Below are 15,849 nucleotides of genomic sequence, written 5' to 3'. Positions count from 1 at the left end.
ACGAATGCATTTAAAATTAGAATGATAAGTTAACACCAAATGTAAATGAACGAGCCTTCGGCATATAGTTACGCGGTTCGATACCCGGTGACAGACCAGCATCCGTATCGCTAGCCTCGCCACGGAAGAGCTCCACTTCCGGATCCAAACCGGAATAGCTTGTGATTACGAACAAGTTCTGAGCAGCTACATAAATACGGGCTTTGTCTAGCCAATCAATCTTCTTCGTATTGAATGTATAACCAATAGACATATTATCCAAACGGGCGAAAGAGGCATTCTCCAAATAATATGAGCTTACACGTGAATTCTCTCTCAGTAACATCAAGTCATCACCTTTCATAGCGTTAGCTCCGGCTACATAGGTATTATTACCATAAGCGGCACGCGGGTTGTTCAACAACTTGCCACCGATCTGCCCACGTAAGAAGAAGCTGGCATCCCAATTCTTCCAAGTGAAGGTATTGTTCCATCCAAATGTCAAATCCGGCTGGGAATCACCTACGTATGTACGGTCATCGTCCGAGATTTGTCCATCCTTATTGACATCTTCCATAATAAACTTACCGTTTTCATCAATGCCGTTACATTTCAACATAAAGAACTGACCGACCGGATAGCCTTCCTCTACCACATGAGAAGTCACGCCGGAAGCACCGCGGATCCACGGATCACCTACATAAACACGGCTTGTTGAAAACAGGTCGTTAGACAACTTCGTGATCTCATTCTTATTGTGAGACAAATTAATAGAAGTATTCCAGTTAAAGCTCTTGTTTCGGATCACGTCTAAGTTCAACATGACCTCGATACCCTTATTGCTCATATCACCAACGTTGGCAGCGATCTTTTTATACACATACGTTGGAGTCGGTACAGCATAGTCATAAAGCATATCGGAAGTCTTCTTACTATAATATTCTACCGTACCGCCCAAACGACCGTTAAATAACTGGAAGTCTACACCGATATTAAACATAGCAGTTGATTCCCACTTCAAATCCGGGTTCGGGTTCTGCGTGATACGGAAAGAGGTAGATGTACCACCACCGTTGTAATAAGTACCATACGGCTGATACAACTCCAAGCTCTTATAAGGCTTCAAACCATCTTGATTACCTGTCACACCATAACCAGCACGCAACTTTAAGTCGTTCAACCAACTGATATCCTGCATAAAGGCCTCTTGAGAAATACCCCAAGCAGCAGATACAGACGGGAACCATCCCCATTTATGATTAGCACCGAACTTAGAAGAACCATCACGACGCATCGTAGCGGTGATCATATATCGCTCATCGTAGCTATAGTGCGCACGAGCAAAGAAAGAGATCAATTTATAGTCATTCTTGCTGGAAGTCACATTACCGATCTTCAAATCGTTACCAGCTTGGATAGAGTTGGCACCCATAGATGCTACAGAGAACTGTGTTGCCAAAGATTCTTGCGACTGATAACCGTTGGTTTCCCAAGAATAACCCAGCAAAGCGTTCAGTTTATGTTTTTCCTCCGCACCGAAAGACTTGTTATAGTCGGCCGTCCATTCCATCAACTCACGATCCCATACGAAGTTGCGTCTCTTGGCATAGCCATTCGAGCTATCACCCAAAGAGTTTCCGGCACCACCACCTAACGCATTGTCGGGGCTTTCCCATTGGCTATAATCGCTAGTATAACGACTCTTATATAAGTTCGCCTTTACGTTCAGGCCCTCAATTACTTCAAACTGCACATCGCCTTGTCCATAGAAATAATTATTTTTGAATAATTTGTAGTTTTCATCTTGGGCTTTCACCATGTTACCTTGGTTATAAGCGTTGTCGTTACCCGTAAAATAAGAGCCATCCTCATTGTAAATCGGAACGACCGGAACATTATTGTAAGCAGCGATGAAATAGTCGGCAAACGTAGCTTGCATATCTGTCAAGGTAGCAGCTCCCGTCAAACCAATACGCAAACGATCATTGATAGCTCGTTGCTGGAATTGGAAGCGGAAACTGTGACGCTTCATCCAGTTATCGCGAGCGATACCCTTACGGTCTAAGTAAGTATAAGACGCACGATAGTTACTTTTGGAAGAACCTCCAGACAATGACAAGGCATGATTCTGAGAAATACCCGTACGTAATAAAGCACCGAACCAGTCAGTATCAGCGTTATATTTGTCATATTGCGAGATGTCACTACCCAATTGTTTGTTCACATCACGCCATTCGGAAGCATTCAGCATATCCGGTTTGTTAGCAACCTTATCCATTGTCACATAACCATCATAATTAATCTGAGTCTTAGCTCCCGAACCTCTCTTGGTCGTAATCAAGATAACACCACCTGCGGCACGAGAACCATAGATAGCAGCAGAAGAGGCATCCTTCAATACGGAAATAGACTCGATATCTGAAGGAGAAACCGTAGACATATCACCACCGGGAACACCATCGATAACGATCATAGGACCTTGATCGTTTTGCAAGGTAGAAGTACCACGCAAACGAATCTGAGAGCTACGAGTCACATCACCAGAGCCAGAAGTAATCTGCAAACCAGCCACTTTACCTTGTAGCAAATCTGAAGCATCACGATTAACACCCTTGTTGAAGTTTTCCTCGGAGACATTGGCTACAGATCCGGTAATCTCCTTACGAGTCTGCGTACCATAACCGATCGCAACAACCTCACCCAAATTTACTACGGATGGAGCTAATTTAACGTCCACTTTGTTACGTCCTTTAACACCTTCTTCCAAAGTGTTATAACCAATAAAAGAAAATTGAAGAACGGCTTTTTTCAAGTCGTTAAGCGTTAGAGTGTAATTACCGTCAATATCGGTAATCGTACCATTGGTAGTACCCTTTTCTACAATGTTCGCACCGATGATGGGCTCACCTTGTTCATCTAGAACTTTTCCTTTAACAGCGCCAGATTGGGCAAATGCCGCTGTCATGCAAAAAGACATTAACACTGAAAGTATCACTACCTTACAGCGTCTGAAAGAATCAAATGTTTTCTTTCGTTGCATAATTACTTAATTTTTAGGTTAACAATCATTGAATTCACAAACACAATTGAGAATTTTCGAGGCAAATATAATAACTTTTTTAAATTAAACCATGATAATGTAAAAAAACATTACATAAAACCATCCATACTTTGTTTTGATGATTGATTTATTTCACTCTATTGTGTAATACTCATATGGTACCTGATATACCTAGATGCTACCATGCTTGATTTCTTATTACGGAAAAATATTGAATATGTTTGATATTAACAGAGTATACGTAGCATGATTCTAAACCATGGTACTAGATGAACTTGGTGAACCCATCATCGGTGCGAACATCGTAGAAAAGGGAACTACCAATGGTACTATCACTGACATGGACGGTAACTACAGCCTTACCGTAAATGATTTAAAAAAGGCTGTTCTTCAAGCATCCTTTATTGGTTATAACACGATCGAAGAGAGTGTTAAAGGACGTAGCACGGTAGAGATCAAGCTATCTCCATCCGTAGTAAACTTGGGCGAGGTCGTAGCGATCGGTTATGGTACACAAACCCGTAAAGAAATTACAGGATCCGTAGCCAACATCACAGAAAAAGACTTTAACCAAGGTGTCACAAGAGAAGCATCCGATCTGTTGCAAGGAAAGGTAGCAGGTTTGAATATCGCTTCAGGTTCCGGTGATGTATCTTCAAGCCCACAAATTCGTTTGCGCGGTACTTCCACCTTGCAAAATGACCAAGGTCCGATGATCGTGATCGATGGAATTCCCGGAGGAGATATGTCAACGGTAGCTCCTTCTGATATCGAGTCTATCTCAGTATTGAAAGATGCCTCTTCCGCCGCAATCTACGGTTCTCGTTCCGCAGGAGGTGTAATCTTGATCACGACAAAAAGAGGATCTGGCTCAAAAACACAGGTAAACTACGATGGCTATGTCGCTCTTTCCTCATTGGCAAACAAGCCTGATTTATTAACAGCCGACAAGTGGCGTTCTTATGCCGCTTCCGTAGGACAGTCTGAACAAGCAAAGCAATTCGACCAATATGGAGCGAGCACAGACTGGTTCGATGAGATTTCTCGCACAGGCTTTTCTCAAAACCATTCATTGTCTTTGTCCGGTGGTTCCTCCAAAAGCAACTACCGTGCATCTGTGAACTATCTGAAAAATTCAGGTGTCATTCGCGACAACGAAATGGAACGCTTCAATTTCCGCTTCCAGTTCCAACAACGCGCAATCAACGACCGTCTTCGTATTGGCTTGACAGGTGCAGCCACTATTTTAGATTATAATCCTACTTACGGATACAATTTTGTACTTGCGTACAATATGTTACCGGTATTCCCTGTCAAGATGTCGGACGGAAGTTGGTATGAGAACGTGGGCTACGATTTAGGTAACCCAGTCCATAACATCGAGGCAAACACACGCGAGAATAAAACAAACAGCTACTACGGAGTAGGCGATTTGCAATTCACCATCATCGATGGATTGGATATCAAAGCAAGCTTATATAAGAGCCGTAGATTAAACGAGTACTCACAATACTATGACTCTACTACCGATGCAGGTCGTGATGATGGTGGATATGCCTATAAAAGAAGCCAGACATATGACAAGGACATGATGGAGTGGACTTTGAACTATGACAAAACATTCAACGATGTCCACAAAGTAAATGGTTTGCTAGGTTATTCTTGGGAAGAGAACATGTTCTCTGAATTTACAGCGGCTAACCGAAACTTCACGACGGATATGCTTGGAGCTAATAAGTTGCAGGCCGGTCAAGACTTGCGTCCGGACGATGTAACTTCACAAAAGAATGAGTATCGCCTAATCTCTATGTTCGCCCGTGCTCATTATAGTTACGCAGAACGCTATATGATTACAGCGACCGTACGCCGCGATGGATCCTCTAAGTTCGGAACCAATCACAAATGGGGCATTTTCCCGTCCGTATCCGCCGCTTGGGGTATCTCCCAAGAAGCGTTCATGCAAGATATTGATTGGATCAATGACTTGAAATTACGTGCCGGTTGGGGTGTGACAGGTAATCAAGATGGCTTGAAACCTTATAAGACTTTGGAGCTTTATGGTGCCAGTGACAAATATTATGATTCTGGTAGCTGGTTGACAGGTTATAAAATCGACCAAAACGCCAACCCCGATTTGAAATGGGAGCAGACTTCTATGCTTAACATCGGTTTGGATTTTCAATTATTCAATGGCCGTCTGGGTGGTACAGTTGAATGGTATGACAAACGGACGAAAGACATGCTTTATACTTACACAGTCCCTTCACCTCCATACCTATACCGTGAGATGATGGCAAATGTGGGTGATATGAAAAATACAGGTATCGAGGTATTATTGAACCTCGACGCTATACGTACAAAAGACTTCTCTTGGAATACGACCTTGAATATGTCTCACAACAAAAATGAAGTTACAAGTTTATCAAACGATAATTTTACCACGACTCGTATCTATGCTGGAGACGCATGGATACGCGGTAGTTCCGGAGGTACTACTCATGTTGTAGAGGAAGGCCGTCCTATCGGTCAATTCTACGGATGGAGATGCGATGGCATTGACGCTGACGGTAAATATATATTATATGATAAAACGGGGGACGGGCAAATCTCAGAGGATGACCGCGACTATATCGGCGACGCACAGCCCGACTTGATCTTCGGCTGGACGAACTCTTTCCGTTATAAGGCAATTGACTTTTCATTCTTCTTCCGTGGAAGTATCGGCAATGACGTATTGAATCACGTACGTATGGCATACGCACAACCGGGTTACTTGATCGGATCTAACGCTTTGGATGACCCATTGACTTATCAATTGAAAGAAGTTCCAAAGTATTGCTCTCTATATATCGAAAATGCTTCTTTCGTAAGATTAGACAATGTCACTTTAGGATATACGTTCAATACGAAAAAACTGAATTGGCTAGACAAGGCTCGTATTTATGTGACCGGTCAGAACTTGTTCGTGATCACAGGTTACAAGGGCTTAGATCCTGAGACAAATATGGGTAGAAACGACGGTTTGGCACCGGGTGTTGAGGATCGCGAGTTCTACCCGAAAGCCAGAACATTCACGTTTGGCGTAAACCTTACTTTCTAATATTTAAATTAAAAAAGAATGAAAAGTACAATTATATCAAAATGGTTACTAGGAGCGGCACTAGTTTGCGGCACTCCTGCCTGTACAGACTTGGATGAGACTGTATACGACACTATACCTTCCGACAAATTCGGAGAGACTCAAGCGCAAATAAACTCGATCATCGCTCCAGTTTACAGCGAACTTAAAGGTATATGGCCTGGTGATTTCTTCTGCCTAATGGAAGAATCTTCCGATATGGCGATCTCTCCAACTAGAATTGGTGGAGATTGGTGGGACGGTGGTTATCACATGGAAATGCAACGCCGTAATTGGACAGTCATGAACAATCTCATCAACAACAGCTGGAATGAATGTATGGATGGTATAGCCACTTGTAATATGGTGTATCATTTAGTTGAGTTGAACACGGCTATGAGCGATGAACTAAAACAAAAAACGTTCAGTGAAATCCGTGGTGTTCGTGCATTCTGGGTATACTTATTGATTGACCTTTTCGGAAATGCTCCTTTAGCAACCGACTTTGGAACAACAGAGACTCCTGGCATAACTTCGCGTGCAGATCTTTTCAAATTCGTTTTATCCGAATTGAGCGAGATTAAGGATAATCTTCCCGCTGAAACAACCGCTGCCACCTACGGCAAATTCACACAGGGAGCGGCTTATACACTGCTGGCAAAAATGTATTTGAACGCACAGGAATGGATTGGCCAATCCATGTGGAACGAGGCTGCCGAAGCCTGCGAGAAAGTCATGTCGCTAGGTTATATCCTTGAGCCGGACTGGAAGACAAACTTTGGAGTAAACAACCAAGTTTCCGCAGAAGCTATTTTCGCAATACCTTTTAGTAAGACTATTGGAGGTAATTACATTCATAACCGTACGTTGCATTACAAAGATCCTATTGCTTTAGGTTTCACGAAGGGAACTTGGAATGGTATGTCCGCTCAACCGGATTATGTGAAAGAATTTGATGCGAAAGATCCCCGTTATGAAGGTTCTTTCTTGATTGGCCCGATGATTGATCCTGCAACAGGAAAAGTATTAGTTACCGATCACGGAAGAGACTTGATCCATACCATTGATTTCAATATGATGAGTGTCGAGAAATACGATGGTATTTGGGGCGAAGTTCAACAAGAGGAAGGTGCTCGTTGTAACAAATGGACATTTGAGGCCGGTATGAATAATACTGATATGGAAAACGATTACCATATCTTCCGTTTAGCAGATGTATACTTGATGAAAGCCGAGGCTTTGGTACGTATGGGTAAAGACATTCCCGAAGCAACACGATTGGTCAACGCAATACGTGAGCGTGCATATGGAGACTCCAATCACAACTATGAAACTGTTGATCTTGATAAAATTTATCAAGAACGCAAGTACGAGTTGGCATGGGAAATGGTTAGCCGTCAAGACATGATCCGTTTTGGCAAATTTAGCGCACCAGGTTACTTACGTCCGGAAACCACTCCCGAATACCGTAAGTTGTTCCCGATTCCATACAAAGCCTGGCAAAGTAACGATAAATTAGTTCAGAACCCGGGATATCCCGCTTTCTAGCACGATCTTTTCCAAGGGCTAGATGAGACTCTAGGGTTTCTTCTAGCCCTATTTGTAATTTATCTTTAAATAAATGATTTCATCTCTCCATCCTCTCCTTCTCCTTTATCAACCCATTCCGATAGGCGTAAAGCAATTTCCCTAGATCCTTGATCTGGCTTTGAAGATCCGCACCCTTATCCGTATCTTTCACCATCTGGCGATGGGAGCTTAATTCTACCACGATCGTAGTGGATTTGATATCCAAGCCTTCCTCGATCGCTTTCGCCCGGGATTCGAAGGGTTCGTGTTGCACAAGCTGGAAACCACGGGAGTGATATACTAATGTATAGCCCGCGATACCGGTTTCCAAATGATACGGACGGGAGAAACCGCCATCGATTACCAACATCTTGCCATTCGCCTTAATGGGATTCTCACCTTGATTGGAACGGACAGGGACATGTCCGTTGATGATATGCCGATGCATACCGGTCACCCCAAACTCATCCAATATCTTATCACAAATTTCCTCTTGCTCTCGTAACGTATAATAAGCGCCTTTTTCCTCCTTATGAGTCTCGGCCTCTTCGATAAAGGCACGCTCGAAAGTAGCCATCTTGCTTTTATCGAATAACGGGGAGTCCTTGCCGCCCCAAAGATACCAGATATAATCATGCGCATATTCCACTTCTTCCTGTTCCCCGGTCTTGAAATAAGCCGTACGGATCAGTTGGTCTACACGGTCCAACAAAGCACGGCCCTTATAATCCTGCCCCAAGATACGTACTGACTTAAATGTACCATCCGGATTCATCGGGATAGAGGCATGAAACAGTAAATTGGAATTACAAACCTGATACATTCCCCCATGCCGGAAGAAACAACGCATATGCTTTTTCATCTTCTCGCTGCTCTCAAAAGAATGCAATATCTTTCGGATCAAATCCTCTTCCTCAATAGAAAGACGATACGGATCTTTCGGGTCTAAAGTAGGCCAGTTAGTATCTTTAAGCGTATAATCCTTTCCATCGATATGAACCACTCCCCGCTTCAGATCGATATGGTGCAACAACATCCGGTCATCCATCTCAAACTCCGGACGACGGCGGATGATCTCACCCTCCAGCTTGAACTGGATGATGGTGATCGCCTTGTGCATCTGGGCGATCAAACGGGTGGTCTTCTCATCCATTGCATTATCGGCGAACTTTGTTTTCGGCATGAATAACGCGCAAGGATCATCCCCATACGCCTCCATCGCGAAAGTGGCCAACGGCAAAAGATTGATACCATATCCATCTTCTAAGGTAGCCATATTACCAAAGCGTAAACACATACGAATCACGTTGGCGATACTTACCAAATTACCGGAAGCGGCTCCCATCCACAAGATATCATGATTACCCCATTGAACATCGAAATTATGGTAATCGCAAAGGATATCCATGATCAGATGAGCGCCCGGACCCCGATCGTAAATATCGCCGATGATATGTAACAGGTCGATTGTCAACCGTTGGATCAAGTTACACATAGCGATAATGAAATCGTCCGCACGTCCCGTGGAGATGATCGTACAAATAATCTGATCCACATAAGCGGATTTATTCGGCTCTACGGAAGACTCGTGCAATAACTCCTGAATAATATAGGAGAACTCCTTGGGTAAAGCCTTACGTACTTTCGAACGGGTGTATTTGGAGGACACGTTCCGGCAAACACGTACCAATTGATTCAAGGTAACTTGATACCAATCTTCCAGATCTTGCTCTTGGCTCTTGATCAGTTCCAGCTTATCCTCCGGATAATAAATCAAGGAACAAAGCTCCTTCTTCTCGGATTCCCGGAGCGTATTACTGAAAATCTCGTTCACCTTGCGCTTTACGGCACCGGAAGCGTTTCTCAGCACATGGCTAAAGGCTTGATCCTCGCCATGCAAATCACTCAAGAAGTGCTCCGTACCCTTCGGTAGGTTCAAGATCGCCTCCAGATTAATGATCTCCGTACTGGCATCCGCAATCGTCGGGAAACTCCGTGCCAACAATTGCAAATACCGTAAATCGTTTTGTACAGATTCGGCTATAATATCTTTTGTCATCTTATCTCTTATTTATACGCGAATATAAATAGATCCGGTCATTTAAACCGAACCTGCTCCGGTTTATTTTTCTCGGCTACTTGCTGGATCTCATAGGGGCTGACCTCTACGGCACCTTTCGTCAATTCCGGAATATTGTAGGAATACAACTGATAGTCATACTTATCCGGATCTTCTTGAGGCAATAAGAACGGTTTCGAAGGCTTACCGTCTTTCCCTATATGACAAATATAAGGTAAAGTATATAAACCGTTATCCCGGCGGCTACTAAATACGACCCAATCACTATTACTACTCCAAGAATGATAGCTATCTGTATCCGGGCTATTCAACGCAGACATATCCATCGCTGTCCGATTCTCCAAATCCATCATCCGGATCTCCGCATCCGGGTGCCAAATAGGGAACTGCCCATAAGCGGTTTCCGTGTACATCAGGAAACGTCCATCGGGAGAGATACGGGGAAATGTATAGCTCAAGCTATCCGCATGTACCAACGTATCGATCGGGAAGCTGATCTCGCCACGATCCGGATCAAACGCAACACGACAGAGATTATAACGTACCTTATCATAATTCTCCGGCATCTTCTGGGCCGGGGCCGTACAGAAATAAAGCCATTTACCATCCGGAGAGAACGCAGGGAAAGTCTCGAATGCATCTTTTGTGATCAATGAGGCTTTCGAAAGGATTTCTTTGTTTTTCACGTCATACACCACCACATCGGACTCCAAGTCGAACACTTCCATCTTTTTCTCTTTCACGGAATGGAAAAACTGTTTGATATCATTTACCGATGTGGTGATATAGCACCCGGAAGGATGCCAGAAAGGATACGTCATATTACTGATCGTCTCCTTCGTTTTCGTATTCAATTTACTGATTTTCTTGTCTTGGACAATATAAGTTCCCCCATTCGCCGCACGCATATGGAACATCATCTGCCCCGGATCTCCCATACAAAAAGAATGGCAGTTCATACAATTATAGCCAGTCATATCGTTACGGATAATCGGCTGTTCGTCAAACGACTCCAAATTCCGCTGATAAATACCCACAATATGCCATTTCTCGTATCCCGGCTCTATCAAACGGTATACTAAATGAGAGTCGATCGCTTGATCACTGATATAGACAGAGAATGGTGCCCATTTAGTCCATTCGTCTCCCTCTTTCGTCGCGATCGTTACAAAAAAGGCCTTACCCTTATTCGCACGGGTAAGCCGTTCCCAATCCTTGGACTTAAAACAGATCGTATTCGTTCCGTAATACTCAAACACCCCTTGCTCGCTACCCTCGATCTTCGCATAGCATTTTTCAGCGGGCACGTCAATACGGAAATTCAATGGGGCTATATTATAAGGTATAGTAACCCCTTGGTAATCCGGGAACATCGGCGGGGGAGACATGCGTTCGTTCTCGGCTACAACAAAGCCACCCGGATGTACCGCCCAAAAACCCAAGTATAGTACAATAACCAGAACTTGCAATAGTAAATATCCGATCACAAAGTTTCGGACGATCTTTCGTTTCCTCGTATTATCCATCATAATTATTGTCGTTTAGGAGTCGGGGTAAATTGAGCGTAATAATAATAGGTATCGCCAAACTGCGCTTTCAAGGCGGCAGGAGGCATGCCTCGAGCCACTTTCATAAATTGCAGAAAGCGGTTTTGTACCTCCGGACTGATCGGATAGCTTTTGAACGCCTCCGGGTCTTTCTGCACGGCAGCGAAAAACAGGCATATAGCCTCCTGATAGAGAACGGGAAATGACTCGCCTCGCTCTTTCATCAATTCCATATAATGCATAAATGTCATCAAGTCTTTATAAACCAACAAGTATCCCATTCCATACTCAAAAGCCGGACGATTATCGGCATGATCGTCGATCAAGAAAGCCAGCGCATTGGGAAATGTCAAGGTCAAGTCTAAGGGATTATCCGTTACCGGAAGTACCGCCCGCTTCGCCTTTATCCAATCGGTAGAGGCACAAACCACGGAGTCGAGCAACGGGCGCTGCGCTTTTGCCCAATCCCTGTAGTGGGGAGTCGATTCAAGGATCTTAATATATTTCTCGGCGGCACGGTATTCGCCGGTTACCAGATAAGTCTCCACCAAACGCTTCATCAAACGAGGCTGCACGCAACGTTGCGAACTTAATACACCCACAAAGGCGAAACGTTGCGCTGCGTTTACCTGCCCTACTTGCCAAGCTACCTCGCTCGCCTCGATCAATCCCATCCGGCTTTTCGGATCGTGCGGGATAAAGCCCTCCACCCCGATCTGAGGGAAACGCATCAAATCGTCAGAAAATCGTCCCGTATGTGATAAAGCCAGATTCAAATAAATCAGGGCATCCATATCCCGGACCGAATGCGCACGAGCATGTGAGACGATCTCTTGCCATTCTCCCTGCCGTGCATAGTAATCGTACCGATAGGCCTGCTCCATCGGGTCTTTCTTATAGAGAATCCCATAAGTCATCGCTATCAGAAGGAAAGCGTAAGAAACGATTCGCTTCCAAGATTCCTTACAGATAAAAACCCGGTTCCTTACATAATAAAGAATTAAAACGATCAAAGGATATGAAAGCCCGATATATCCTAAAGAATTAGGTATCGGATATTCGGGATGGCATAGATGTTTGCTGAAGAACGCTTCTCGCATCGGAAGAATATAAACCGTACGCATGGCGATCAACGGTAGCAAACCTCCCCAAGCGATAGCGATAATGGCTACTCCAAAACGAGCCTTATCCTCTTTAGCACAACACTCATAAACCGCAATCAATAAGGCCAACAATAAATTAGCGGGTGCCGCAAAAAAATAAGAGCCCCCCAAAAACAAGAAGCCAAAGAGATAACGAAGCCAATCAATCTTGATTGAAGTATACAAATACGCAAGAACCTGCACGAAAGCGAGCATCGTCAACAAGGCGATTGACTCTTGCGGATAGATCCAAATTAAAAAAGAGGGAAGAATAGCCGCCAACATAGAGGCACGCACCCCACAAGCTTTTAAGTAAAGGAAAAAACAACCGGAGATCAGTCCTAATAATAAAGCGATCACTACCGAAGCTCCATAAGGATGGATAAACGCAAGCGATAAGAACTCAGTCACATATTCATTCAATCCACCCGGTTCGACCAATCGGTCTTGGAAATAACTACCGGTAGTCTGAAACATCATATACTGCTCCAGAAAACGATACCAATACCGAAAATTCAACTCTATGAATAGGATACTTCCTATAATAAAAAGGAATAGTATAATAGTATTATTGTTAACAAATAGTCTATTCTTCATTCTCCAACTGTTTTTCAGATCGTAAAGATAGAAAGTATATAGAAGATGGCAAAAGAAAAGGTTTAATTATTATATTGAACACGGAATACACGAAACACACGGACTGATACTATATACCTCAGTGTATCGCTGTGTGTTCCGTGTTCAATCCTGTACTTACATCTGCTGCTCGCCGCCGCCAGAGCCGCCGCTCTTCACATCATCGTTATTGATACCGCGTTTTACTTTCTTGATAGCATCTTTCAAGGTACCGAAACGATAGGATACGCTAACTTGTAACATGCGCATCGTACGGTAATTGGTCTCACGGCGGAAGAACGTATCGTCTGAAGAAGTGTTTTCCATCTTCATTCGTTTCCAGAACGGGTTCTGGAAAGACAACTGAACCGAAAGCTTTTTCTTCAAGAAATCCTTATTTACGGAGATTCCCGTAAAATAGAATGGAGAACGTTTACCCTGCAACTGAATCCAAGGAGAGAAATATCCTCCATGCAAGTTCAAGCGAAAATCCATCGGGAAATTAAACTGCGTACCGGCGAATATACGACCGCTGAAACCACTGTTCGCCATATCATTCATATCGCTCTTCAAATCCGTATAATCCACACCTCCATTCATATAAATACGGAACAAAGGAACCGGGTTCCAATTTGCGTATACGAACAAGCCCGTAGATTGTTTCTTTCCTATATTACCATAAGTAGTCTGGAAAATACCCGGGTTCTTCGGATCGATAAAGGTATATTGCTCGATCGAATTATTCACGAACGTATAAGTAGCGCTCGCATTAATGCTGAATTTCTGGGCGAACATACTATAGTTCAAGTTAATATTATTACTTTTCTCAGAGTCCAGATTCGGGTTACCGAAGGATATATTCTGCGGATCCGCATTGTTTACATAAGGATTCAAATACCAGATACCCGGACGCTGGATACGCATATTATATCCCAAGCGAAGCTGTTGCGCCATGCTCAGTTGATAAGAGATCGTAGCGTTTGGCACCACGTCGAAATAATGGGTGTCAAAATTCATATCGGGAGCCATCTCGTATTTCACATCCAAAGAAGTTCCTTCCGCACGGACACCCGCTTTCACGCCAAACTTATCAAACTTCATCGAATAGCCCAGATAAGCGGAATAGATATGTTGGGTATGACGGAAATGGCTATCCTTGGAAGTAACATCTTCCCATATATTCAGCGAATCGTTGAAAGCGGTACGATCTGTATTACTCCGGCTCTGGCGGAATATGTATTTCGCGCCAACCTCCAAGGTCTGGTCCTTCCATGTAGGAGTCGTATAATCCACCTGTCCGGTGTGCTCATTCGTAGAAGCCTTATTGATATTATTTTGCGGATAGCCGAGCCAAGGATTGTAATTCACGACATTCTCTAATTCCGTATAATCCTTACTATCATTCGGAGAATGGCTGAAACGGTAAGAGACCGTCAGCAACTCATCTTTCTTATGGGTAGAGTGCTGGTAATCCACGTTCACGTCCGTAGAACCAAATGTCTCTGTCGTTTCCGAGTTACGGTTATAACTGTAGACCGGATTATGATTGATATCCTGCATATTCACGTTATACTCCGAGAAACTTTTCATCTCGCCACGGAATAAGTTCGCGCCAACGGTCAATAGATTCAAAGAGTCGATCTCATAACTTCCCTCCAAATAACCGAATTGGAACGGTCCACGGCTCTTTCTACGTCCATTTTGTGTCAAGAAGTGTTCCCCGTCATTTTGCAAATCTTCCCGTACGGAGTTAGCGTCATTCCATGGGTCCCGCTCCCGATTATAGTTATAGTTGGCGGTAAGTCCTAATTTTCCGGCTTTTAGAGATACATAACCACCACCGCCTACACGCCCCAACGAACTACCGTTCACACGAACCGTACCAGTATATCCTTGTAAAGCATTTTTCGTTGTAATGATATTAATAATACCACCGATACCCTCGGCATCATATTTAGCGCCCGGGTCTGTGATCACCTCTATGTTTTTCACGGAATTGGCCGGCATACTCTTTAATACCTCAGCAGGATTATTACTCAACAGGTTAGAGGGTTTACCATTCATGTAAATCTTGAAGTTCGTGGAACCTTTCAATTGGATTTGGTCATCTCCATCCACGGTTACCATCGGCACTTTGCGCAACATATCCAACGTATTGTTGGTCTGTGCCTCGGGGTCATCTTCCAAGCTATAGGTAAGTTTATCAATCTCAGCCTTCACCAAAGGTTTCTGCGCCGTAACCGTCACTTCCCCCAGCCGCTGGTTATCCTCCTGCATATATAACTTACCCAAATCCAAGTTCCTCTGTTTATCCGAGATCGTAAATATTTTCTCAGCAGGAGTTTTTCCTATAGATTGCATAGAGATGATATATTTGCCGGCGCTACTCAATGGCGCCTGAAACTTACCATCCACATCACACGCTAAAAGCTTGACCGGTTTCTCGGGGGTCTTCGCAAAAGCAATTCTCAACGTCGCATAGGGTACGGACTCGTTACTCAGCGAGTCTAACACCTGTCCCTTAATTGAATAGGAACCGGTTTTATCAGCCTGCGCATACAGAGGAAGCGCAAGGAACAGTACCCAAAATAAGGTAAATAATTTCTCTTTCATACGTTCATCTATCACTATAAAAATAATACATTTTACTGCAAATTACACTATTTACGATTTCATCGTACAAATAAAGTCATTAATAATGTTCATATTTCCTTTTTCTTCTAAAGAAGTCTGAAAAA

Annotated in this window: 7 protein-coding genes; 2 read left to right on the top strand and 5 right to left on the bottom strand. The window is 43.6% G+C overall.

The annotated features are described in order from the left end of the window. Positions 1 to 16 precede the first annotated feature (16 nt). Positions 17 to 3,019 carry a SusC/RagA family TonB-linked outer membrane protein gene (locus ACYIA1_RS19545; protein ID WP_008777904.1) on the bottom strand — a complete coding sequence of 1,001 codons (3,003 nt, stop codon included), beginning with the start codon at positions 3,017 to 3,019 and terminating at the stop codon, positions 17 to 19. Between the two features lie 280 nt (positions 3,020 to 3,299). Between ACYIA1_RS19545 and ACYIA1_RS19540 the strand changes: the two genes are divergently transcribed. Further along, positions 3,300 to 6,140: a SusC/RagA family TonB-linked outer membrane protein gene (locus tag ACYIA1_RS19540; protein WP_259010952.1), complete on the top strand. Its 2,841-nt coding sequence runs from the start codon at positions 3,300 to 3,302 to the stop codon at positions 6,138 to 6,140. Positions 6,141 to 6,158: 18 nt separating this feature from the next. Next, positions 6,159 to 7,706 (top strand): RagB/SusD family nutrient uptake outer membrane protein, encoded by a 1,548-nt coding sequence (locus ACYIA1_RS19535; protein ID WP_259010950.1) that lies wholly within the window; start codon positions 6,159 to 6,161, stop codon positions 7,704 to 7,706. 79 nt (positions 7,707 to 7,785) lie between these two features. On the opposite strand, the gene ACYIA1_RS19530 is transcribed toward ACYIA1_RS19535, so the two are convergent. From ACYIA1_RS19530 to ACYIA1_RS19515, 4 genes are all read right to left on the bottom strand, one after another. Further along, on the bottom strand, positions 7,786 to 9,786 hold the full coding sequence (locus tag ACYIA1_RS19530; RefSeq protein WP_259010949.1) for a fructose-1,6-bisphosphatase: 2,001 nt from the start codon (positions 9,784 to 9,786) through the stop codon (positions 7,786 to 7,788). A 38-nt stretch (positions 9,787 to 9,824) separates the two neighbouring features. Continuing rightward, complete coding sequence (locus ACYIA1_RS19525; protein ID WP_480336275.1) at positions 9,825 to 11,336, bottom strand: TolB family protein; 1,512 nt, start codon at positions 11,334 to 11,336, stop codon at positions 9,825 to 9,827. A gap of 2 nt (positions 11,337 to 11,338) precedes the next feature. After that, positions 11,339 to 13,093, bottom strand: a complete 1,755-nt coding sequence (locus ACYIA1_RS19520) for a DUF6057 family protein (RefSeq protein WP_480336274.1) — start codon at positions 13,091 to 13,093, stop codon at positions 11,339 to 11,341. Positions 13,094 to 13,249: 156 nt separating this feature from the next. Next, positions 13,250 to 15,724, bottom strand: coding sequence for an outer membrane beta-barrel family protein (locus ACYIA1_RS19515; protein WP_146375988.1), 2,475 nt, complete (start codon positions 15,722 to 15,724; stop codon positions 13,250 to 13,252). Between the last annotated feature and the right edge of the window lie 125 nt (positions 15,725 to 15,849).

The sequence above is a fragment of the Parabacteroides sp. KHUB-02 genome (assembly GCF_056640955.1).
Note: the sequence above shows the minus strand (reverse complement) of the source record. Positions and strands in the feature narration are given on the sequence as shown.

Coding starts and splice junctions, on each gene's coding strand:
- ACYIA1_RS19535 (WP_259010950.1), top strand. CDS start 6,159: ATGAAAAGTACAATTATATCAAAATGGTTACTAGGAGCGGCACTAGTT.
- ACYIA1_RS19525 (WP_480336275.1), bottom strand. CDS start 11,336: ATGATGGATAATACGAGGAAACGAAAGATCGTCCGAAACTTTGTGATC.
- ACYIA1_RS19540 (WP_259010952.1), top strand. CDS start 3,300: ATGGTACTAGATGAACTTGGTGAACCCATCATCGGTGCGAACATCGTA.
- ACYIA1_RS19515 (WP_146375988.1), bottom strand. CDS start 15,724: ATGAAAGAGAAATTATTTACCTTATTTTGGGTACTGTTCCTTGCGCTT.
- ACYIA1_RS19530 (WP_259010949.1), bottom strand. CDS start 9,786: ATGACAAAAGATATTATAGCCGAATCTGTACAAAACGATTTACGGTAT.
- ACYIA1_RS19545 (WP_008777904.1), bottom strand. CDS start 3,019: ATGCAACGAAAGAAAACATTTGATTCTTTCAGACGCTGTAAGGTAGTG.
- ACYIA1_RS19520 (WP_480336274.1), bottom strand. CDS start 13,093: ATGAAGAATAGACTATTTGTTAACAATAATACTATTATACTATTCCTT.